The sequence below is a fragment of the Stenotrophomonas sp. YJH_SMC_110 genome, from assembly GCF_059369255.1.
On the sequence record NZ_JCAFSM010000004.1, the window covers coordinates 199036 to 222069 of the forward strand.

General features: G+C 67.1%; 19 protein-coding genes. 18 read left to right on the forward strand and 1 reads right to left on the reverse strand.

Annotated features, from left to right (window positions below):
* Positions 1-123 precede the first annotated feature (123 nt).
* The 18 genes from rpsB (at position 124) to AC5P6H_RS10125 (ending at position 22301) form a co-directional block, all read left to right on the forward strand.
* Positions 124-930, forward strand: coding sequence for a 30S ribosomal protein S2 (gene rpsB, locus AC5P6H_RS10040; protein ID WP_005408748.1), 807 nt, complete (start codon positions 124-126; stop codon positions 928-930).
* Between the two features lie 125 nt (positions 931-1055).
* Positions 1056-1931, forward strand: coding sequence for a translation elongation factor Ts (gene tsf, locus AC5P6H_RS10045; protein ID WP_032956847.1), 876 nt, complete (start codon positions 1056-1058; stop codon positions 1929-1931).
* Positions 1932-2189: 258 nt separating this feature from the next.
* Positions 2190-3728 (forward strand): GGDEF domain-containing protein, encoded by a 1539-nt coding sequence (locus tag AC5P6H_RS10050; protein WP_046429719.1) that lies wholly within the window; start codon positions 2190-2192, stop codon positions 3726-3728.
* 121 nt (positions 3729-3849) lie between these two features.
* The gene (gene pyrH, locus AC5P6H_RS10055; RefSeq protein WP_014646500.1) at positions 3850-4578 is read left to right on the forward strand and encodes a UMP kinase; all 729 of its coding nucleotides are present in this window, start codon (positions 3850-3852) and stop codon (positions 4576-4578) included.
* Between the two features lie 96 nt (positions 4579-4674).
* Complete coding sequence (gene frr / locus AC5P6H_RS10060; RefSeq protein WP_014646499.1) at positions 4675-5229, forward strand: ribosome recycling factor; 555 nt, start codon at positions 4675-4677, stop codon at positions 5227-5229.
* A gap of 5 nt (positions 5230-5234) precedes the next feature.
* Entirely contained in the window at positions 5235-6002 is a 768-nt protein-coding gene (gene uppS, locus AC5P6H_RS10065) for a polyprenyl diphosphate synthase (protein ID WP_032956844.1), read from the forward strand.
* A complete protein-coding gene (locus AC5P6H_RS10070; protein WP_014646497.1) occupies positions 5999-6835 on the forward strand; it encodes a phosphatidate cytidylyltransferase in 837 nt (278 codons plus the stop codon). The genes uppS and AC5P6H_RS10070 overlap by 4 nt, the downstream gene beginning before the upstream one ends.
* A 2-nt stretch (positions 6836-6837) precedes the next feature.
* The gene (locus tag AC5P6H_RS10075) at positions 6838-8028 is read left to right on the forward strand and encodes a 1-deoxy-D-xylulose-5-phosphate reductoisomerase (protein ID WP_049403801.1); all 1191 of its coding nucleotides are present in this window, start codon (positions 6838-6840) and stop codon (positions 8026-8028) included.
* Between the two features lie 55 nt (positions 8029-8083).
* Positions 8084-9442: an RIP metalloprotease RseP gene (gene rseP / locus AC5P6H_RS10080; protein WP_049441551.1), complete on the forward strand. Its 1359-nt coding sequence runs from the start codon at positions 8084-8086 to the stop codon at positions 9440-9442.
* A gap of 74 nt (positions 9443-9516) precedes the next feature.
* A complete protein-coding gene (bamA, locus tag AC5P6H_RS10085) occupies positions 9517-11880 on the forward strand; it encodes an outer membrane protein assembly factor BamA (RefSeq protein ID WP_032956838.1) in 2364 nt (787 codons plus the stop codon).
* 388 nt (positions 11881-12268) lie between these two features.
* On the forward strand, positions 12269-13291 hold the full coding sequence (lpxD, locus tag AC5P6H_RS10090; RefSeq protein ID WP_014646493.1) for a UDP-3-O-(3-hydroxymyristoyl)glucosamine N-acyltransferase: 1023 nt from the start codon (positions 12269-12271) through the stop codon (positions 13289-13291).
* Entirely contained in the window at positions 13288-13746 is a 459-nt protein-coding gene (gene fabZ / locus AC5P6H_RS10095) for a 3-hydroxyacyl-ACP dehydratase FabZ (RefSeq protein WP_005415845.1), read from the forward strand. The genes lpxD and fabZ overlap by 4 nt, the downstream gene beginning before the upstream one ends.
* Before the next feature lie 16 nt (positions 13747-13762).
* The gene (lpxA, locus tag AC5P6H_RS10100) at positions 13763-14554 is read left to right on the forward strand and encodes an acyl-ACP--UDP-N-acetylglucosamine O-acyltransferase (protein WP_014646492.1); all 792 of its coding nucleotides are present in this window, start codon (positions 13763-13765) and stop codon (positions 14552-14554) included.
* A gap of 53 nt (positions 14555-14607) precedes the next feature.
* Positions 14608-15810 carry a lipid-A-disaccharide synthase gene (lpxB, locus tag AC5P6H_RS10105; protein WP_134967132.1) on the forward strand — a complete coding sequence of 401 codons (1203 nt, stop codon included), beginning with the start codon at positions 14608-14610 and terminating at the stop codon, positions 15808-15810.
* On the forward strand, positions 15807-16466 hold the full coding sequence (rnhB, locus tag AC5P6H_RS10110; protein WP_014646490.1) for a ribonuclease HII: 660 nt from the start codon (positions 15807-15809) through the stop codon (positions 16464-16466). Before lpxB ends, rnhB begins: the two co-directional genes overlap by 4 nt.
* A gap of 237 nt (positions 16467-16703) precedes the next feature.
* A complete protein-coding gene (dnaE, locus tag AC5P6H_RS10115) occupies positions 16704-20294 on the forward strand; it encodes a DNA polymerase III subunit alpha (RefSeq protein WP_014646489.1) in 3591 nt (1196 codons plus the stop codon).
* A gap of 64 nt (positions 20295-20358) precedes the next feature.
* On the forward strand, positions 20359-21228 hold the full coding sequence (locus tag AC5P6H_RS10120) for a hypothetical protein (protein WP_495202575.1): 870 nt from the start codon (positions 20359-20361) through the stop codon (positions 21226-21228).
* Between the two features lie 113 nt (positions 21229-21341).
* Positions 21342-22301, forward strand: a complete 960-nt coding sequence (locus AC5P6H_RS10125; protein WP_014646487.1) for an acetyl-CoA carboxylase carboxyltransferase subunit alpha — start codon at positions 21342-21344, stop codon at positions 22299-22301.
* A 139-nt stretch (positions 22302-22440) separates the two neighbouring features.
* On the opposite strand, the gene AC5P6H_RS10130 is transcribed toward AC5P6H_RS10125, so the two are convergent.
* On the reverse strand, positions 22441-22896 hold the full coding sequence (locus AC5P6H_RS10130; protein ID WP_014646486.1) for a CopD family protein: 456 nt from the start codon (positions 22894-22896) through the stop codon (positions 22441-22443).
* Positions 22897-23034 lie beyond the last annotated feature (138 nt).

The window sequence follows — 23034 nt, forward strand, 5'->3', positions numbered from 1 at the left end:
CCGCAAGGAGTTCGGCCACGGAGGCAACAGGGAAGCCCAACCCCGGAACCGATCGCGCTTCCACGCGTCCCGCATACCTATCCCCGCGGGCGGAATCGCTGGTTCCATATCAGGAGTATTGCAATGCCCCAGGTCACCATGCGTCAGATGCTGGAAGCCGGCGTCCACTTCGGCCACCAGACCCGCTACTGGAACCCGAAGATGGCTCCGTACATCTTCGGCGCCCGCGGCAAGATCCACATCATCAACCTGGAAAAGACCGTCCCGCTGTTCAACGATGCGATGAACTTCATCTCGTCGGTTGCCCAGAAGCGCGGCACCGTCCTGTTCCTGGGCACCAAGCGCAGCGCCCGCGAAACCATCAAGGAAGAAGCCGAGCGTTGCGGCATGCCGTTCATGAACCAGCGTTGGCTGGGCGGCACCCTGACCAACTTCCGTACCGTCAAGCAGTCGGTTGCCCGCCTGAAGGAACTGGAAGCCGGTGAAACCGACGGCACCTTCGAGAAGCTGGTCAAGCACGAAGTGCTGGGCCTGCGTCGCGAGCGCGACAAGCTGGAAGCCTCGCTGGGCGGCATCAAGGACATGAACCGCCTGCCGGACGCCATCTTCGTGATCGACATCGGCCACGAAGACATCGCGATCAAGGAAGCCAAGAAGCTGGGCATCCCGGTCATCGCCGTGGTCGACACCAACTACAACCCGGAACTGGTTGATTACGCCATCCCGGGCAACGACGACGCCATCCGCGCTGTGCAGCTGTACGCCCGCGCCGCTGCCGACGCCGTGCTGGAAGGCAAGGCGGCTGCCCCGCACGCCGCTTCGGTGCGCGAGGAAGAATTCGCTGAAGCCGCTGCTGAAGGCGAAGAGAAGCCGGCCCGCCGCGCTCCGGCCAAGAAGGCTGCCAAGAAGGGCGACGACGCCCAGGCCTGATCCAGGCCCCGGGTGGACGCCCGGCGTCCACCCTCCCTGCACGCAGCCATCGGCGCGTGACAGGACCGTGTCACACGGGCCGGCCACCATGCCGGCCCAACCCCTTTCTTTCGTGAGGTAATCCCGTGGAAATCACTGCTTCCCTGGTCAAGGAACTGCGCGAGCGCACCGGCGCCGGCATGATGGAATGCAAGAAGGCGCTTACCGAAGCCAACGGCGACATCAACGCCGCTGCTGAAGCCATGCGCAAGTCCGGCGCCGCCAAGGCCGACAAGAAGGCTGACCGCGTGGCCGCCGAAGGCCGCCTGGGCCTGGCCCAGGACGGCGGCAAGGCCGTGCTGGTCGAAGTCAACTCGGAAACCGACTTCGTCGCCAACGATGACAACTTCAAGTCCTTCGTCAACGCCGTCGCCGCTGCTGCCCTGGCATCGGGCGCCAACGACGTCGAAGCCGTGAAGGCCGCCACGCTGGCCGACGGCCGCACCGTCGAGGAAGCCCGCGCCACCGCCGTGCAGACCCTGGGTGAGAACATCCAGATCCGCCGCATGGTCAAGGTCGACACCACCGGCAACATCGGCGCCTACGTCCACACCAACGGCAAGGTCGGCGTGCTGGTCGACCTGATCGGCGGCGACGTCGAGCTGGCCCGTGGCCTGGCCATGCACGTGGCCGCGCTGAAGCCGCCGCACAACAAGGCTGCGGACGTCCCGGCCGAGTTCGTCGAGAAGGAAAAGGAAATCGAGCTGGCCAAGATGACCGATAAGGACAAGGCCAAGCCGGCCGACATCCTGGAAAAGATCATCAGCGGCAAGATCAACAAGATCGTCAGCGACGTGACCCTGTACGGCCAGACCTACGTGCTGGGCGACACCACCGTCGAGCAGGTGGTCAAGGCCGCCGGCGCCGACGTGGCAGGCTTCAAGCTGCTGATCGTCGGCGAAGGCATCGAGAAGGTGGTGGAAGACTACGCCGCCGAAGTTGCCAAGGCGATGCAGGTCTGATTCCAGCCTTCCGGCTGTGAAGCGACCAGAAGGAGCCGCGGGAAACCGCGGCTCTTTTTTTATGCATGGACCCAGGGATCAACCCATGGCCCACCGGTGGGTGCGCACCGTTGGTGCGCACAACCGGCACCTTTGCGTTGCGCGCGAATCAAGCCGATACTCGGCGCAGGGAATCCACAGTCATTTAGCAGGAACGAAAATCGCGGACTGTGATGCATTCCTAGGTATTCTTGTCCTAATGGAATTGAACGACCCGACATGCCTCCCGAGCTGACAGCTGCCCTGGCGCTCTGCCGCAACCTGCCTTCGCCACCCGGTATTGCCCTGCGCATCATCGAACTGGCCCAGGACCCGGAAGCGGACATCGCCACCGCTGCCGACATCATCGCCATCGACATGGCGCTGAGCGCTCGCATGCTGCGCATCGCCAATTCGCCGCTGTACGCCAGCCGCCGCCGGATCGAGAACCTCGGCCAGGCGCTGACCATGCTGGGCCTGAACGCCACGATCAGCCTCGCCCTCGGCTTCACCGTCACCCAGGGCCTGACCGGCGGCACCGGCGCCGACCACGACCTGCGCCAGCGCGCGTGGAAGCGCAGCATCCTCAGCGCCCTGGCTGCCAGCCAGCTGGGCCAGGCGCGCGGCCTGCGCCGGCTGGAAGAACTGATGCTGGCCGGCCTGCTGCAGGACCTGGGCGTACTGTGCCTGGCCCAGGCCGAGTCGGAGCGCTACCTGCCGCTGCTGCGCGAGGCACGCGACAACATCGACCTGGTCGCCCGCGAACGCGAGGAACTGGGCTGCAGCCATGCCGAAGTCGGCGCGTGGGTGGCCGAGCAATGGGGCCTGCCCCGCTACCTGGTGGAGAGCATCAGCCACAGCGAGGACGAGGACGCCGCCGAATCGCCGTTCCAGGCCTGCGTGCAGCTGTCCGGCGCGGTGGCCGACATCTGGCTGGACAGCGACGCCGACGCCGCGCGTGAGCGCGCCCTGCAGCAGGTGCACGACCGCCTGGAGCTGGACAGCGCGCGCTTCGACCAGGTCCTCGCCCGCATCAGTGAAGCCCTGCCCGACATCGCCAGCCTGTTTGATGCCGGCCTCAATTCCCCGGCGCGGGTGCGCGAGCTGATCGATCACGCGCAGGAGCTGGCCACGCTGCGCAACCTGCGCGAACTGCAGGACGCCGACCAGGCACGACGCCGCGCCGACGAGTTCGAGGCGCGCGCCAAGCGCCTCGCCGACCAGGCCCATCGTGACGCGTTGACCGGCGTGCTCAACCGCCGCCAGCTGGAAGCGGTGCTGGAGCAGGAATTCCTGCGCGCCGGCCGCCAGGGCTGGCCATTGTCGGTGGCCTTCATCGACCTGGACGACTTCAAGAAGATCAACGACGCCCACGGCCACCTGACCGGCGACGAGGTACTGCGCGCCTTCGCCGGCAAGCTGCAGGGCCAGCTGCGCAACAGTGACACCGTCGCCCGCTTCGGCGGCGAGGAATTCGTCGCGCTGCTGCCAAACACCAGCGAAAGCGTGGCCCTGGACGTGATCCGCCGGGTGCTGGCCAACATCGTCGCCACGCCGATGGCCGAGCTGGAGGGCGGGCCGCTGTTCGTCACCTTCTCCGCCGGCGTGGCCACCCAGGGTGGCTACGAGCGCTTCGCCGACGTGCAGGACCTGCTGCGCGCAGCCGACGACGTGCTGTACCGCTCCAAGAACCTGGGCCGCAACCGGGTGATCGCCCGCTCGCCAGGTGCCCTCGGCCACGACGAGCTGTCGGCCACCGCTGGCGCCGAGCTGGGCTGAACGGGAAGCCCCGTTTGACCGCGGCGAACGACCGGATTCTGCGCCGCAGTGCACAAAACACTTTGGCACGACGCCGCATGCGCGTAGAATCGCCCGCGATTTCCACGCACCCGAGGTCCTCATGTCCAAGCTCGCCTATCGCCGCATCCTTCTGAAACTGTCCGGGGAGGCGCTGATGGGAGACGAGGACTACGGCATCGACCCGAAGGTCATCAATCGCCTGGCCCGCGAGGTCATCGAAGCCCAGCAGGCCGGTGCCGAAGTGGCGCTGGTGATCGGGGGCGGCAACATCTTCCGCGGCGCCGGCCTGGCCGCCGGCGGCATGGACCGGGTCACCGGCGACCAGATGGGCATGCTGGCCACGGTCATCAACGCCCTGGCCATGCAGGATGCCCTCGAGAAGCTGGGCGCCAAGGCCCGCGTGATGAGCGCGATCAAGATCAACGACGTGTGCGAGGACTACATCCGCCGCCGCGCCATCCGCCACCTGGAAAAGGGCCGCCTGGTGATCTTCGCCGCCGGCGTCGGCAGCCCGTTCTTCACCACCGATTCCGGCGCCGCCCTGCGCGCGATCGAGATCGGCGCCGATCTGCTGCTGAAGGCCACCAAGGTCGATGGCGTGTACGACAAGGACCCGAACAAGCACAGCGATGCGGTCCGCTTCGACAGCCTGAGCTACGACGAAGTGATCCGCCGCGGCCTGGAAGTGATGGACACGGCGGCCTTCGCATTGGCCCGCGACAGCGACCTGCCGATGCGCGTGTTCGACATGGGCCAGCCGGGCGAGCTGCTGAAGATCCTCAACGGCGCGAACATCGGCACCCTGGTCCAGGGCCGCGACCCGGCCTGAGCCTGAGCGCAAAGCGGCGATCGGGCCGATTCAGGCCCGGCAGCGTCCCGTATTCGCCTATAATCGCCCGATTCCAGATACATCCAGGACCGGGCGATGCTCAACGACATCAAGAACAACGCGCAGACGCGCATGGCCAAGAGCATCGACGCTCTGAAGCACACCCTCACCTCCATCCGGACCGGGCGTGCCACGCCTGCCCTGCTGGACCGCGTGACGGTCAGTGCCTATGGCAACGCCAGCACCCCGCTGAACCAGGTTGCCTCGATCTCCAACGCCGACGCGCACTCGCTGCTGGTCACGCCGTTCGACAAGGGCATGATCAAGGAGATCGAAAAGGGTCTCTACAACGCCGAGTTCACCCCGAACACCCTCGGCACCGCGATCCGCATCAACATGCCGCCGCCGACCGAAGAGCGCCGCAAGGAGCTGGCCAAGCAGGTGCAGAAGGAAGGTGAAGGCGCCAAGATCGCGATCCGCAACATCCGTCAGGACGCGAACAAGGAAATCGCCAAGCTGGTCAAGGACAAGGCGATCAGCGAAGACGAGAAGAAGCGCGGCGAAGACGACATCCAGAAGCTGACCGACGCCAACATCAAGGACGTCGACAAGGTCGTCGCCGACAAGGAAAAAGAACTGCTGTCGGTCTGAAGTCGATGCCTTCAGCCCCGCCTCCGTTACCGGCCGCCCTGCCCCGCCACATTGCCATCATCATGGATGGCAATGGGCGCTGGGCACAGCAGCGCCGTCGCCCCCGCGTGATCGGCCACCGTGCCGGCGCGCGCGCGGTCAACCGCACCATCGAGCGCTGCCTTGAACTGGGCATTCCGGCGCTGACCCTGTTCGCCTTCTCCAGCGAGAACTGGGGCCGGCCGCAGGAGGAAGTGGATGCATTGATGAAGCTGTTCCTCGGCGCGCTCGACCGCGAGGTGGACGAGCTGCACCGGCGCGGCGTGCGCGTACGCTTCATCGGCGAACGCGAGCGCTTCGGTGCCGGGCTGGTCAGCCGCATGCAGCTGGCCGAACAGCGCACCGCCGACAACACCACCCTGACCCTGTCGATCGCGGCCAGCTATGGCGGCCGCCAGGACATCGCCCGCGCCGCGCGCGCCCTGGCCGTCGAAGTGGCGGCCGGTCGCCTGTTGCCCGAGCAGATCGACGAATCGCTGCTGGGCAGCCAGGTCGCCCTTGCCGACCTGCCGCCGCCGGACCTGTTCATCCGCACCGGCGGCGACACCCGCATCAGCAACTTCCTGCTGTGGCAGCTGGCCTACACCGAGCTGTGGTTCACCGAGGCCCTGTGGCCGGACTTCGATGCCGGGCAGCTGCAGCAGGCGCTGGACGCCTATGCCGGCCGCGAGCGTCGTTTCGGCCTGACCAGCGCCCAGATTGCCGCACTGGCCACCGAGACTTCCAGCCCATGACCAAGACCCGAGTCCTCGCCGCGCTGATCATGGCGCCGGTTGCCATTGCGGCGATCCTGCTGCTGCCCACGCAATGGCTGGCCGCCGCCGCCGCTGCGGTGCTGCTGATCGGCCTGTGGGAATGGCTGAAGCTGGCCGGTATCGAAGACACCCTGGCACGCACCGTACTTCTGGTGCTGAACCTGCTGCTGATGGTGCTGCTGGTCTGGGCCGATGGCAGTACGCTGGTGCTGTTCCAGATAACCACGCTGGCCGGCGTTGCCTGGTGGCTGGCCGCGCTGGTCTGGCTGCGCTTCTTCAATTTCGGTGCACAGCCGTCGGCGCCCTCGCGCATCCTGAAGATGCTGGCCGGCACGCTTGCCATCGTGCCCGCCTGGGCCGCGCTGGTGCTGATCCATGCCGGTGGCGATCCGCCGGGCAAGCAGGGCCACCTGTGGCTGCTGGCTGCACTGGCACTGGTGTGGGCGGCCGACTCGGGCGCCTACTTCGCCGGCCGCCATTTCGGCAAGCACAAGCTGGCCCCGCGGATCAGCCCCAACAAGACCTGGGAAGGCCTGTTCGGCGGCCTGTTGGCCGGTGTCGCCGTGGCCGTCGGCCTGGGCTGGCTGGCCGGGATCGATACCGCACACCTGCCGGGCCTGCTGATCACCGCGGTCGTGGCCGTGTTCGCCTCGGTGCTGGGTGACCTGTTCGAGAGCCTCATCAAGCGCCACGCGGGCGCCAAGGATTCGGGCCACCTGATCCCGGGCCATGGCGGCGTGCTCGACCGGGTCGACGGCGTCCTCGCCGCCGTCCCGGTGTTCGCGCTGGGCAAGGAAATCTTCGGGTTCTGACCATGAATGCTGCTGCAGACCTGCGCCGGGTCGCCGTATTCGGCGCCACCGGCTCGATCGGTGCCTCCACGCTGGACGTGATCGCCCGCCACCCGCAGCGCTACCAGGCGACCGTGCTCGCCGCCGGACGCCAGGTGCAGGGGCTGCTGGCGTTGTGCCGCCAGCACAAACCCGCGCACGCGGTGATCGCCGACGAATCGCTGTTTGCCGAACTGCGTGACGGCCTGCGCGACGCCGGACTGGCCACCGAAGCCCATGCCGGCCATGCCGCGTTGGACCAGCTGGCCGCCAGCGACGCCTGCGATACCGTGGTCGCGGCCATCGTCGGCGCTGCCGGCCTGTCCTCGACCCTGGCCGCGGCCGCCGCCGGCAAGCGCATCCTGCTGGCCAACAAGGAATCGCTGGTGCTGGCCGGCGAACTGCTGACCCGTACCGCCGAACGTGCCGGTGCCGAAATCATCCCGATCGACAGCGAACACAGCGCCATCTTCCAGTGCCTGCGCTCGCGCGACGCCAGCGTCGACGGCGCCGGCGTGCGCCGGATCCTGCTGACCGCCTCCGGCGGCCCGTTCCGTGGCCGCAGCCGCGCCGAACTGGCCCAGGTCACCCCGGCCCAGGCCGTTGCCCACCCGAAGTGGTCGATGGGACCGAAGATCTCGGTCGATTCGGCGACGTTGATGAACAAGGGCCTGGAAGTCATCGAGGCCCACCACCTGTTCGGCGTGCCCGGTGAACGCATCGAAGTGCTGGTGCACCCGCAGAGCCTGGTCCATTCGCTGGTCGAGTTCGTCGACGGCTCGACCCTGGCGCAGATGGGCCTGCCGGACATGCGCACCACCCTCGCCGTTGGCCTGGGCTGGCCACAGCGCATCGAATCGGGCGTGGCCGGGCTGGACCTGCTGGCCCAGGGCCGGCTGGATTTCGAGGCCCCGGACACCGACGCCTTCCCCTGCCTGGCCCTGGCCTGGCAGGCCATGCAGGCCGGCGGCACCGCACCGGCGGTGCTGAATGCTGCCAACGAGGAGGCGGTTTCAGCGTTTCTTCAGGGCCGGATCGGTTTCCTGACGATCCCGGCGCTGGTTGCTAACGCTCTTTCAACACTGCCGACGCAAGCAGCCGATACACTGGAGGTCCTGTTGTCCGCCGACCAGCGGGCACGCCAGCTCACCCTGAACGCCATCGACGCCGCCTGAACGACCGCCTCGCCCAGCATGACGCCGCCGCCCCTGCCCGCCACTGTGAGCCTGCATGACTGACTTCATCGGATCGGTCTGGTGGATGATTGTCAGCCTCGGGCTGCTGGTCACGTTCCACGAGTTCGGGCATTACTGGGTCGGGCGCCTGTGCGGGGTCAAGATCCTGCGTTTCTCGGTCGGCTTCGGCCGGCCGCTGTGGTCGCGCCGCGACCGGCATGGTACCGAGTTCGCCATCGCCGCCATTCCGCTGGGTGGCTACGTGAAGTTCCTCGACGAACGCGAGGTCGAAGTCCACCCGCACGAGCGCGGCCAGGCCTTCAACCACAAGACCGTCTGGCAGCGCATCGCGATCGTTGCCGCCGGCCCGATCGCCAACCTGCTGCTGTGCATCCTCCTGCTGTGGGCGATGTTCGTGATCGGCAAGCAGGACTACTCGCCCACCGTCGGCCGCGTCAGCGGCATCGCCGCCAGTGCCGGCCTGGCCAGCGGCGACCGCGTGCTGCGCGTGGACGACCGCCAGGTAGTCACCCTCGGCGAGGCCAGCATGGCACTGACCGCGGCCGCGATGGACCGCCGCGACGTGAAGCTGGAAGTGCTGGATACGGCCGACCAGGTGCGCACGCGCACGCTGCCGCTGTCGCAGCTGCCGCCGGGTTTCGATGAGCGGCGGGTGCCGATCCTGGCTGGCATGTACTGGCAGTCGTGGCTGCAGCCCGCGCTGGTCGAGTCGCTCACCACGGACTCCGTGGTGGCCGGGCAACTGCAGCCGGGCGACCTGATCGTGGCCATTGACGGCCAGCGCATCGACGGCGCCGACCAGGTGATCGGCGAGATCCAGGCGCTGGGCCGTGCCGGTGGCCCGGGCATGATCGAGGTCCTGCGTGGCGGCGAGCGCCTGGCGCTGGAAGTGACGCCACGCAAGGGCCAGGACGCCAAGGGCGGCCCCACGTGGCAGATCGGCGTTCAGTTCCCGACCAAGTTCAGCCCCCCCTACGACACCCTCCTGCGCTACGGCCCCCTGGACTCGGTCACCGTCGCGGTACGCGAAACCGGCCGCCTGGCGGCCGACTCGCTGGGCATGATGGGCCGCATCGTCACCGGCAAGGCCTCGCTGCAGAACGTTTCCGGGCCGGTCACCATCGCCCGCGTGGCCAATGTCTCGGCCAAGCGCGGCCTCGACTGGTTCCTGCAGTTCCTTGCCCTGCTGTCCCTCAGCCTGTGCATCATCAACCTGCTGCCGATCCCGATCTTGGACGGCGGCCACCTGCTGTATTACCTTATCGAGTTGGTCAAGGGCAGCCCGCTGAGCGAGCGTGCCATCGCCGCCGGCCAATACATCGGCCTGGCGTTGCTGGCCGGGCTGATGGGGTTGGCGTTCTACAACGACATCCTCGGCCTGGTCCCGCGATGAACTTTTCCATGTTGTTGCCGTCTACAGCGTCGGCATCCCGCACCAATGAAATCGACCTTCCTACCGGACGTGACATGACGCGACTCCCCAATCGCCGCCTGCTGGCCCTCGCCCTCGCCGCCGTCACCGGCGCTCCCGCCCTGGCCCAGGCAGCCGAGCCCTTCACTGTCAGCGACATCCGCGTCGATGGCCTGCAGCGCATCAGCTCGGGCACGGTATTCACCTACCTGCCGGTGGAACGTGGCGAGACGGTCACCGACAACAAGGTCGGCGAGACGATCCGCGCCCTGTACAAGACCGGCTTCTTCGAAGACGTGCAGCTGGACCGCCAGGGCACGATCCTGGTGGTGACCGTCAAGGAACGTCCGGCGATCAACAAGCTGACCGTGACCGGCAACAAGGACATCAAGTCCGACCAGCTGCTCAAGGGCCTGTCCGACATCGGCCTGACCGAGGGCGGCACCTTCGATCGCCTGAGCCTGGACCGCGTGACCCAGGAACTGCGCCGCCAGTACAACGACCGTGGCAAATACAACGTCGACATCACCCCGACGGTGAGCCCGCTGGACCGCAACCGCGTGGACATCGCCATCGCCATCAAGGAAGGCAAGGCGGCCAAGATCCGCCACGTCAACCTGGTCGGCACCGAAAAGTTCGAGAGCAAGGACATCCTGGAGACCTGGGAGTCCAAGGAGCACAACTGGGCGTCGTGGTACCGCCGTGACGACCAGTACTCCAAGGAAAAGCTGTCCGGTGACCTGGAAAAGCTCAACTCCTGGTATCTGGACCGCGGCTACGTCGATTTCAGCATCGATTCCACCCAGGTCTCGATCAGCCCCGACAAGCGCGACATGTTCCTGACCGCGGGCGTGACCGAGGGTGCGCAGTACAAGATCTCCGAGATCAAGGTCAGCGGCGACACCATCCTCCCGCAGGAGGACGTCGAGCGCATGGTGATCCAGAAGTCCGGCGACACGTTCTCGCGTGCCCTGCTGGAATTCAGCTCGGACACCATCACCAATTCGCTGTCCAACATCGGCTACGCGTTCGCCAAGGTGAACCCGATCCCGACCACCAACCGCGCCGAGCAGACCGTCGCCATCAACATGCAGGTCGTGCCCGGCCCGCGCGTGTCGGTGCGCCGCATCCTGTTCCGTGGCAATACCCGCACCTCCGATGAGGTGATGCGCCGCGAAATGCGCCAGTTCGAGAACAGCTGGTACTCGCAGGCCGCTATCGACCGCTCCAAGATCCGCCTGCAGCGCCTGGGCTACTTCGAATCGGTGGAAGTGGAGACCCCGGCCGTCAGCGGCAGCAACGACCAGGTCGACGTCGTCTACAACGTCAAGGAAACCACCTCGGGCAGCTTCGTGTTCGGCCTGGGCTACTCGCAGTCCTACGGCATGACCACCTCGGTGCAGCTGTCGCAGAACAACTTCCTTGGCGGCGGCAACCGCGTGTCGGTCGAAGCCTCGCGCAGCAGCTACCTGCAGCGCTACGGCTTCAGCTACACCAACCCGTACTTCACCGATGACGGCGTGTCGCTGGGCTATAACCTGTCCTGGCGCGAACTGGACTACTCCGACTTCAATACCGCGCAGTACAACAGCACCAATGGTTCGGCGCAGGTGGTGTTCGGCGTGCCGCTGACCGAGACCGATACCGTCTCGCTGATGTTCGGCATCGACAGCAACCAGATCACCACCTACCAGGGCTCGACCCCGCAGTCGATCATCGACTACATCAACGCGGTCGGTAAGCGCACCTTCCACGCCTGGCGCACCGAGCTGGGCTGGGCGCGCGACTCGCGCAACGACTACTTCATGCCGACCCGCGGCACCTACCAGCGCATCGGCCTGGAAACCACGCTGCCGGGTTCGACCATCGAGTACTACAAGCTGAACTACCAGATCAGCAAGTACTGGCCGATCATGCCGTCGCTGGTGATCAACACCCGCGCGGAAATCGGCTACGGTGATGCCTACGGCAACGACTACACCCGTACGCTGACCAATCCGGATGGCACCACCCGCACCGTCACCGCCAGCGGCCTGCCGTTCTTCGAGAACTTCTACGCCGGTGGCACCAACTCGGTGCGCGGCTTCGAGGACAACACCCTCGGCCCGCGCGAAGTCACCACCGGTTATCCGGAAGGCCAGCCGCTGGGTGGTTCGCTGAAGACCGTCGGTTCGGTCGAAGCCTACTTCCCGCGCCTGTTCGACAGCCCGTCGGCACGCGTGTCGGCCTTCGTCGACTTCGGCAACGTCTACAACGGCACCCAGAACTTCAAGGCCAACGAGCTGCGCGTGTCCACCGGCGTGGCCCTGCTGTGGCGCGCCCCGGTCGGCCCGATCTCGATCAGCTACGCCTTCCCGCTGAAGAAGGAAGACGATGACAAGATCGAGCGTCTGCAGTTCACCTTCGGCGGTCAGTTCTAAGAACTGACCACCGAAGGTGCGCCGCGGCTTGCTGCGCAAGCAGCGGGTCCCGACCTACCTCCTATCCCCCGCGCCATTGGCGCGCCCCCCTTAACAGAAGGGGGGCTCTCCACCAGACGGGGCGCGAAGCGCCGGGCATTGCCCGGCGTTTTCGTTTTGCAGATGACACTGCACGGCACGGGCTTTTGGCCGCGCTCGCGGGAAATTGTCCAGAGGCGGCGGGTGGCCCTGGACAGGACCGTTGGCGCCATGGATGGCGCCATCGAGCACCATGGAGGGGGTTTTGCGTGTCCTGGCCAGGGCCACCCGCCGCCTCCCGCCCGTACCAGGCAGGCGCCAAGCCCTGCCCCCGCATGACCGAAATGGCGTCACACGTTAAACTCCCGCCGTGAATACTCCCACCTACACCGCCCAGCAACTCGCCGAGCAGTTCGGCCTGCAGGTCCATGGCGATCCCGCCACCGCCATCCATGGCGTGGCCACCCTCGCCCATGCCGGCCCTGGCCAGCTGACCTTCCTTGCCAACCCGCGCTACCGCGCCCAGCTGGCCGACAGCCAGGCCTCGCTGGTGGTCCTGCGTGCCGACGACGCCGAGGCCGCCCCGGGCACTGCGCTCGTCGCCAAGGACCCGTACACCGCGTTCGCCAAGATCGCCGCGCTGTTCGACATCGCGCCGACCCGCCCGCCGGGCATCCACCCCAGCGCCGTCATCGACCCCAGCGCCCAGGTGGCCGCCAGCGCCCATATCGGCCCGTTCGTTTCGGTCGGTGCGCGCAGCGTGGTCGGCGAGAACTGCATCATCGGCACCGGCAGCGTGATCGGCGAGGACTGCAGCCTGGATGCCGGCTGTGAACTGATCGCCCGCGTGACCCTGGTCACCCGGGTCACGCTGGGCAAGCGCGTGCGCGTGCATCCCGGTGCCGTGCTCGGCGCCGACGGTTTCGGCCTGGCGATGGACGCTGGCAAGTGGATCAAGGTGCCGCAGCTCGGCGGCGTCCGCATCGGCGACGATTGCGAGATCGGCGCCAATACCTGCGTCGACCGCGGCGCGCTGGAAGACACCGTGCTGGACGAGGATGTGCGCCTGGACAACCTGGTGCAGATCGCCCACAACGTGCAGATCGGCGCGCATTCGGCCATCGCCGGCTGCACCGGCATCGCCGGCAGCGCCAAGATCGGCCGCTACTGCCTGCTTGGCGGCCACGTTGGCGTGGTCGGCCACCTCGAAATCTGTGACAAGGTCGTGATCACCGGCAAGTCGGTGGTCCGCAACTCCATCCATGAGCCAGGCGAGTACTCGTCCGGCACCCCGTTGACCGACAACCGCACGTGGCGCAAGAACGCCGCGCGCTTCAAGCAGCTGGACGCATTGGCTCGCCGCGTCCTGGCTGCTGGCAAGGAGAAAGAATGAACGATTCGCTGCAGCTTCCGATCGATGTCTGCCAGATCCAGGAACTGCTTCCGCACCGCTACCCGTTCCTGCTGGTGGACCGGGTGCTTGAACTCGACGTCGAGGCCAAGCGCATCCTGGCGCAGAAGAACGTCAGCATCAACGAGCCGTTCTTCCAGGGCCACTTCCCGGGCCGCCCGATCATGCCCGGCGTGCTGATCATCGAAGCGCTGGCGCAGGCCGGCGGCGTCATGACCCAGCTCACGCTCGGCCGCGATGCGCAGTCCAAGCTGTTCTACATGGTCAAGGTGGAAAACGCCCGCTTCAACAAGCAGGTCGTGCCCGGCGACGTGCTGATGCTGGACGTGCAGATGAAGCGCCTGATCCGCAACATGGGCTGGTACTACGGCGAAGCCAAGGTCAACGGCGAAGTCGTCGCGTCGGCCGAGGTCATGTGCGCCGGCGCCAAGGGCTGATCCACTGGAGGCAGCAATGACTGACAACGCACCGCGGATCCACCCCACCGCCGTCATCGATCCGGCCGCGCGCCTGGCCGACGATGTGCAGGTGGGCGCCTTCACCCTGATCGGCCCCGATGTTGAAATCGGCGCCGGCACGGTGGTGGGCCCCCATTGCAGCATCCACGGCCCGACCCGGATCGGCCGCGACAACCGCTTCGTCGGCCACGCCGCGATCGGTGGCGAGCCGCAGGACAAGAAGTTCGCCGGTGAGCGCACCGAACTGGTGATCGGCGACCGCAACGTGTTCCGCGAGTTCGTCACGCTCAACCGTGGCACCGGCGGCGGCGGCGGCATCACCACCATCGGCAACGACAACTGGATGCTGGCCTACACGCACGTGGCGCACGACTGCCATGTCGGCAATTTCTGCGTGTTCTCCAACAACACCACCCTGGCCGGCCACGTGACCGTGGGCGACTACGTGATCATCAGCGGCTTCGCCGGTGCCCACCAGTTCTGCCGCATCGGTGCGCATGCCTTCCTCGGCATGGGCGCGCTGACCAATGGCGATGTACCGCCGTTCACCATGGTCGGTACCGATTCGCTGGGCCGCCCGCGCGGCATCAACAGCGAAGGCCTGAAGCGCCGCGGCTTCGACGCCGACCGCATCTCGGCCATCAAGCGTGCCTACCGCACGCTGTACGTGGCCGGCCTGCCGTTGGCCGAAGCCAAGCAGCAGCTGACCGAACAGGCGCGTGACAGCAATGACGTGAAGGCCATGCTGGACTTCATCGAGCACGCCGAGAGGCCCTTGCTGCGATGAGCAGCACGACCGGCCAGGCGGCGGCCGGCGCCGCGGTGATTCCGTTGGCCTCGATGGCCGGCAGCGTTCCCGCACAGCGGGTGCTCAGCGAGCGCCCGTTGCGGATCGCGCTGGTTGCCGGCGAAGCGTCCGGCGACCTGCTCGGTGCGGGCCTGGTGCGTGAACTGAAGGCGCGCTTCCCGAATGCCGAGTTCGCCGGCATTGGCGGCGATGCCATGCGCAGCGCCGGCTGCCAGACCTGGCACGATGCCAGCGAGCTGGCGGTGATGGGCCTGACCGAAGTGCTGCGCCACCTGCCGCGGCTGCTCAAGCTGCGCTCGGCGTTCCGCCAGCGCGCCCTGGAATGGCAGCCGGACGTGTTCATCGGCATCGACGCACCCGACTTCAACCTGGGCATCGAGCGCTGGCTGAAGCAACGCGGCGTGCGCACCGTGCATTACGTCAGTCCCTCGGTCTGGGCCTGGCGCGAGAAGCGCGCCGAGAAGATCGGCAGCAGCGCGGACCTGGTGCTGTGCCTGTTCCCGATGGAACCGCCGATCTATGCAAGGCACGGCATCGACGCACGCTTCGTAGGCCACCCGATGGCCGATGACATTCCGCTGCAGGGCAACCGCGAGGAAGCCCGTGCCGCGCTCGGGCTGCCGACCTCGGCCAAGGTGCTGGCGGTGTTGCCGGGCAGCCGCCTGGGCGAGATCTCGCGCCTGGGCGAACCCTTCTTCGAAGCCGCCTGGCAGGTCTCTGAACGCATTCCGGGCCTGCATGTGGTGGTGCCTGCCGCCAACCCGGCCTGCCGGCAGCTGATCGAAGAACAGCTGTCGCGCTCGGCGTTGCCGGTGGCCTACTCGCACGTGCTGGATGGCCAGGCGCGCAACGCGATGATCGCCGCCGACGTGGTGGTGCTGGCCTCCGGCACCGCGACCCTGGAAGCCATGCTGGTGAAGCGGCCGATGGTCGTCGGTTACCGCGTCAACGAACTGACCTATCGCCTGGTCAAGGCGCTGGGCCTGATCAAGGTCGACCGCTTCGCCCTGCCCAACATCCTGGCCGGCCAGGACCTGGCGCCGGAGCTGATGCAGCACGACTGCACGCCGGACAGGCTGGCCGCGGCCATCCAGCAATGGTTCGACCACCCGCAGCGGGTGATCGACCTGCAGGACACGTACGTGCGACTGCACGAGCGCCTGCGCCGCAATGCTTCGGCGCGTGCCGCCGATGCCGTCGGCGAACTGCTGATGCGCGACCAGGCGCAGGCATGAGCCGCCGTCACGCCGCAGCGGCCAGCCTGGCCCTGTTCGACGGCGCGACGGTGGTCGAGCCGGAACGCCTGGTCGCTGGCGTCGACGAGGCCGGACGTGGCCCGCTGGCCGGACCGGTGGCGGTGGCGGCGGTGGTATTCGATCCGTCACGGCCACGCATCAACGGCCTGGACGATTCCAAGCAGTTGACGGCGGCCCGCCGCGAACAGCTGCATGACCGCATCATCGAGCGTGCCCTGGCCTGGCACGTGGTACTGGTGGACGTGGACACCATCGACCGCCTGAACATCTACCAGGCCACCCTGCAGGGCATGCGTGACGTCGTTGCAGCGGTTGCCCATGTGGCCGGCTTCGCCCGCATCGATGGCAACGTGGTGCCCAAGGGCCTGGTGCTGCCGGCGCAGGCGCTGGTCGGCGGCGATGGCATCGACCGCGCGATCATGGCCGCCTCGATCCTGGCCAAGGTCTCGCGCGACCGTTACATGCAGGACGTGCATACCCGCCACCCGCAGTACGGCTTCGAACAGCACAAGGGCTATGGCACCCCGGCCCACCTGGCCGCCCTGCGCGAGCACGGCCCCTGCATGGAACACCGGCGCAGCTTCGCCCCGGTGCGTGAGTGCCTGGGCCTGACGCAGGCGGCGGCCATCGCCTGAGCCTGCTGGAGTTGTAGAGCCGAGCCCATGCTCGGCTGCTGTGGACAGCCGAGCATGGGCTCGGCTCTACAGAAGGCGGCCTCCCGCACGCCTGAATCCGGCGCCACGCCGTGCCCCTGTCAAGCCTTGTGGCAACCCCCTGCCCTCGCTACCCTGACCGGGCATTCCAGCGCTTCCCGACCCCGGCGACGATCGTCCGTCAGCACCCGGGGCCCGCGCGCTCCAACCTGGTCCGGCATGTCCAACTCCCGCTTCGTACATCTCCACGTCCACACCGAGTTCTCGCTGGCGGACTCCACCATCCGTGTGCCGGCCAAACCGGACCAGGCGGACCCGAAGAAGGCCAAGCAGGCCAACCTGCTGTCGCGCTCGGTCGAACTCGGCCTGCCCGCGCTGGCGGTGACCGACCTCAACAACCTGTTCGCCCTGGTCAAGTTCTACAAGGCCGCCGAAGGCGTGGGCATCAAGCCGATCGCCGGTGCCGACGTGCTGATCGCCGAGGAAGGCCAGGACCCGTGGCGGATGACCCTGCTGTGCCGCGACCGCGAGGGTTACCTGAGCCTGTCGCGGCTGCTGACCCGCGCCTGGATGGAAGGCCATCGCCCCGAGGGCGGCGTGGCCGTGCACCCGGACTGGCTGAAGGCCGGCAACGCCAACCTGTTCGCATTGGCCGGGCGGCAGAGCCTGGCCGGGCGCCTGGCGCTGGACGGCAAGCATGAACTGGCCGAGCAGCAGCTGGCCGACTGGCAGCGCGTGTTCGGCGATGGCCTGCACCTGGAGCTGACCCGCACCGGCCGCGAGGGCGAGGAAACCTTCAACCAGTTCGCGCTGATGGCCGCCGGCCAGCGTGGCCTGCCGGTGGTGGCCAGCAACGACGTGCGCTTCCTGTCGCCGTCGGACTTCAGCGCGCACGAAGCGCGCGTGTGCATTTCCACCGGCCGCGTGCTGGACGACCCCAAGCGCCCGCGCGAATACAGCGACCAGCAGTACCTGAAGTCGGCCGAGGAGATGTGCGCGCTGTTCGCCGACATCCCCGATGCGATCGACAACACGCTGGCGCTGGCCGAGCGCTGCAACATCGAGATGCGGCTGGGCACCTACTTCCTGCCCAACTACCCGGTGCCGGACGACGAGACGCTGGACACCTGGATCCAGAAGATGTCGCGCGATGGCCTGGAAGAGCGCCTGGAGAAGAATCCGCTGGCGCCGGGCAAGACCCGCGAAGAGTATTTCGAGCGCCTGGAATTCGAGCTCAACACCATCATCAAGATGGGCTTCCCGGGCTACTTCCTGATCGTGGCCGACTTCATCCAGTGGGGCAAGAACCAAGGTATTCCGATCGGCCCCGGCCGTGGTTCGGGTGCCGGTTCGCTGGTGGCGTGGGCGCTGAAGATCACCGATCTGGACCCGCTGCCGTACAACCTGCTGTTCGAGCGCTTCCTGAACCCGGAACGCGTGTCGATGCCCGACTTCGACATCGACTTCTGTATGGACCGCCGCGACGAGGTGATCGACTACGTCGCCCGCAAGTACGGGCGCGAGCGCGTCAGCCAGATCATCACCTACGGCACCATGGCCGCCAAGGCGGTGGTGCGCGACTCCGGCCGCGTGCTCGGCTTCCCGTACGGCCTGGTCGACGGCGTCTCCAAGCTGATCCCGAACATTCTGGGCATCCACCTGAAAGATGCGCTGGGCAAGGGCAAGGAAGGCCCGAGCTCTGAGATGGCGTCGGCCGAACTGATCCAGCGCTACGAGACCGAGGACGATGTCCGCGACCTGATCGACCTGGCGCTGCAGCTGGAAGACCTGACCCGCAACGCCGGCAAGCACGCCGGTGGCGTGGTGATCGGGCCCGAGCCGCTGAGCGAGTTCTGCCCGCTGTACGCCGAACACGACGAGAACGGCCTCGGCAAGAACCCGGTCACCCAGTTCGACAAGAACGACGTGGAAGAAGTGGGCCTGGTGAAGTTCGACTTCCTGGGCCTGCGCACGCTGACCATCATCGACTGGGCGGTGAAGGCGATCAACAAGCGCCATGAGCGCGCCGGCATCCCGCCGGTGGACATCGCCGCGATCCCGCTGGACGACACGCCCACCTACAGGGACATCTTCGCCAACGGCAACACCGGCGCGGTGTTCCAGTTCGAATCCTCCGGCATGCGCCGCCTGCTGAAGGATGCGCGCCCCGACCGTTTCGAAGACCTGATCGCGCTGGTGTCGCTGTACCGCCCCGGCCCGATGGACCTGATTCCCTCCTTCAATGCGCGCAAGCACGGCCAGGAAGAGATCATCTATCCCGATCCGCGCACCGAAGCCATCCTGAAGGACACCTACGGCATCATGGTGTACCAGGAGCAGGTCATGCAGATGGCGCAGATCGTCGGCGGCTACTCGCTGGGCGGCGCCGACCTGCTGCGCCGCGCGATGGGCAAGAAGGTGCCGGCCGAAATGGCCAAGCACCGCGAGATCTTCCGCGAAGGTGCAGCCAAGGGCGGCGTCGATGGCCCCAAGGCCGACGAAATCTTCGACCTGATGGAGAAGTTCGCCGGCTACGGCTTCAACAAGTCGCACGCCGCTGCCTACGCGCTGGTCAGTTACCAGACCGCCTGGCTGAAACGCCATTACCCGGCTGAGTTCATGGCGGCCACGCTGTCGTCCGATCTGGACAACACCGACAAAGTGGTCGGCTTCCTCGACGAGGTGCGCAACCTCGGCCTGACCGTGCTGCCGCCCAAGGTGAACCAGTCGGCCTTCATGTTCGAAGCGGTGACGCCGGACACCATCCAGTACGGCCTCGGGGCGATCAAGGGCGTCGGCCAGGGTGCCTGCGAGGCGGTGGTCGAGGAGCGGCTGAAGGGCGGCCCGTTCAAGGACCTGCTCGACTTCTGCACGCGCGTTGGTTCGGCCAAGCTCAACAGGCGCACGCTGGAAGCGATGATCAACTGTGGTGCGTTGGACGAGCTCGGCCGCAACCGTGCCTCGCTGATGCTGCAGCTGCCGGAGGTGATCAAGGCTACCGACCAGATGGCCCGCGAGCGGGCTTCGGGACAGAACTCGCTGTTCGGTGGCCCGGACCCGAGCGCGACCACGATCCAGCTGGACCTGCCCGAAGCCGAGGAGTGGCCGCTGCTGCAGCGCCTGAACGGCGAGCGCGACACGCTGGGCTTCTATCTCAGTGGCCACCCGTTCGATCCCTGGCGCGACGATGTGCGCGACCTGGTCGGCAATGACCTGGGTTCGGTGGAGAAGATCTGGAGCGCCAACAGCGGTGGTGGCGGCGGCGGCGAAAAGCGCTGGCGCCCGGAAGTGCAGACGGTGCTGGCCGGCCAGGTGGTCGGCGTGCGCCGCAAGGGCGAGAGCCAGATCTTCATCCAGCTTGAGGACGGACGTGGCCGCGTCGAGTGCAGCGCGTTCTCCGACGCGATGGCCGAGTTCGGCCACCTGATGACCAAGGACCGCATCCTGGTGGTCAAGGGCGGCCTGCGCGAGGACGAGTTCAACGGCGGCTTCGCGCTGCGCATCCGCCAGTGCTGGGACTTCGATGAGGTCTGCGCCAACTACGCCACGCGGCTGTCGCTGCGCCTGGACCTGCGCCAGCAGCGCCCGGTCTGGGAGCGCATCGATGCGCTGCTCGACCGCCATCGCCCGGGACGGACGCCACTGCGCCTGGACCTGCTGCTGAAGGGGCCGCACGGCGGCGTCGCCGGCATGCTCGATGTGTCCGGGCAGAGCGCGGTACGCATCGATTCCAAGCTGATGGAGGCGCTGCGCGCCGACCCGGCCGTGCGCACGCTGAAGGTGCGCTACAGCCCGCCATGGGCCAGCTGAGGCTGACTCCCTCGCTGTCCTGTCTCCCCTGTTTCCCCGTTCCAAGTGTCAAGGACGATTGCCGATGAAGACCCTGCTGTTCCCGTTCGCTGCCGCACTGGCCCTGGCCGCCTGCTCCCCGTCGAAGATCGAGTTCCAGATCGACAACCCGACCGACACGCCGCTTGCGTTGAGCATCGACGGCCAGGACCTGCCGGTGGCCGCACAGGGCTCGCGCCCGGTCTCGCTCGCTGTCGGCGAGCATCGCCTGCATACCGACAAGCTCGGTGATGTGCGCTTCATCGTCTACGTCGACGGTCATGGCGGGCTGATCAATCCGACCCTCAGCGAGTACGTGATCGCCCGCGAGATCTACGTCACCGACGAGAGCAAGGTGAAGAACTTCGGCGTCGGCAACAGCGGTATCCAGCTCGGCGGCGTCGACTTCGAAGGCCCGTTCGAGAAGCGCCACGACCTGTTCATCGACAAGACCTGGACCTACGGCGTGCGCGAACCCTTCCCCAAGGAAAAGGTGGTGGCCCACGTTGATTCCAGCGGCGGCCAGATCGTGGCCAAGGTGTTCACCGCTCCCGACTTCATCGCTTACGTGGAAGAAGGCATGGGCGAGCCCGGCGCGTTCAAGCGCGAACAACCAGGTGGCTACGTGGCCCCGGCCTACAGCCTGGAACCGGCCCCGGCCAGCCTGCCGGCGCTGGTGCCGGCCTTCGAGGCCCACGCCGCGCCCCTGCGCGAGGTCTATGCGCGCTGGCTGAAGGCCACCACCGCCGATGAACAGAAGGCCCTGCGCAAGCAGGATTTCGCCGCGCAGATGGCCTTCACCTCGGCCACTGCCACCCTGGGCAGCGGCCTTGGCCGGGAAGCCAACGAGGCCTACAACGACTTCGTCTCCCAGCGCAGCCAGTTGATGGGCCGCAGCGCCCTGGTGGTGCCCTGAGCTGACTGGCGCCCCCTGCCCGGCTGCGCTACCGTCGCCTTCCAGACGAAGGCGTACGGGTGGTTTGCACGCATTCGGCTAGAATTCCCCCCTTCTTTACACGACGGCTTCCGATGAATCCGAACTACCTCGACTTCGAGCAACCCATCGCCGACCTGGAAGCCAAGATCCAGGAGCTGCGCAACGCCAGTGCCGGGCCGGCGGTCAATGTCGAGGCGGAAGTGCACGCGCTGCAGGACAAGCTGCGCATGCGCACCGCGCAGATCTTCCGCAACCTGACCTCGTGGCAGGTGCTGCAGCTGGCCCGCCACCCGTCGCGCCCGTACACCGCCGACTACCTCCGCGTCATGTTCGATGAGTTCCAGGAGCTGGCCGGTGACCGCGCCTTCGCCGACGACAAGGCGATCATGGGCGGCCTGGCCCGCATCAATGGCCGCGCGGTAATGGTGATCGGCCACCAGAAGGGCCGCGACACCAAGGAAAAGATCAAGCGCAACTTCGGCATGCCCAAGCCGGAGGGTTACCGCAAGGCACTGCGCCTGATGAAGATGGCCGAGCGCTTCGGCCTGCCGGTGCTGACCCTGATCGACACCGCCGGCGCCTGGCCGGGCATCGACGCCGAGTCGCGCGGCCAGTCCGAAGCGATCGCGCGCAACCTGATCGAGATGGCCGAGCTGAAGGTGCCGATCATCTGCACCGTGATCGGTGAAGGCGGCTCCGGCGGTGCGTTGGCACTGGGTGTGGGCGACCGCACCGTGATGCTGGAATACGCGGTGTACTCGACCATCACCCCGGAAGGCTGCGCCTCGATCCTGTGGAAGGACGCGGGCAAGGCCAAGGAAGCGGCCGAACAGTTGGGCCTGACCGCGCCGCGCCTGAAGAGCCTGGGCCTGGTCGACAAGGTCGTGCGCGAGCCGACCGGTGGCGCCCACCGCAACCCGACGCAGATGGCCAAGCGCCTGAAGGCCGTGCTGCTGAACGAACTGGACGCGCTGGACAAGCTGTCCACCGAACAGCTGCTGGAACAGCGCTACACGCGCCTGCGCAGTTACGGCACGTACGAAGCGGCCTAAGCCCGGTAGTGCCGGCCGCTGGCCGGCAACACGAGGTGATTGCAGAAATGAAAGAGCCGGGCATTTGCCCGGCTCCTTCGTTTGCGCCCTGACAGCATCCACGCATGGCGTGGATCTACCGGACGCAGGTGACCCCGCCTCAGAACGGCTTGGCCAGCACCAGCCACACGATCGGAATGAACGCCAGCAGCGGGATCTCGTTGATCCAGCGCAGCGCGCGCGACGACGGCAGCGCCCGGCCCTTGGCCACGCCCTTGAGCAGGCGGCCGGTCCAGCCGAAGTACACCAGCAGCACCACCACCAGCCCCAGCTTGGCGTGCAGCCAGCCGGCAGCTCCCGGCGCCACCATGGTCGGGAAATCGGGGATGACCTTGTAGCCCAGCCACAGCACCAGGCCGAGCAGGAACGCCAGGCCGAACATCGAGTGGCCGAAGCGGTACAGGCGCAGGCCCATCAGCTGCAGGCGCTCGGTCACCGCCGGCTGGCCCGCGGTCTCGGCCAGGTTCACCAGGATGCGCGGCAGGTAGAACACCGTGGCCATCCACGCCACCACGAACACGATGTGGAAGGTCTTGACCCAGTAGTAGCTCTGCATGCGCTCGCTCCGGCGGCTGGCGTAGGTTGGCGGCCATTCTCGCATGCCGTGGCGAAGCCGCCGCAGGCACGCCCGCCGCGACACATCGACGCATGCCGCGCCGCAACACCGTACGATAGGCGCCGTTTTCCCCGATCG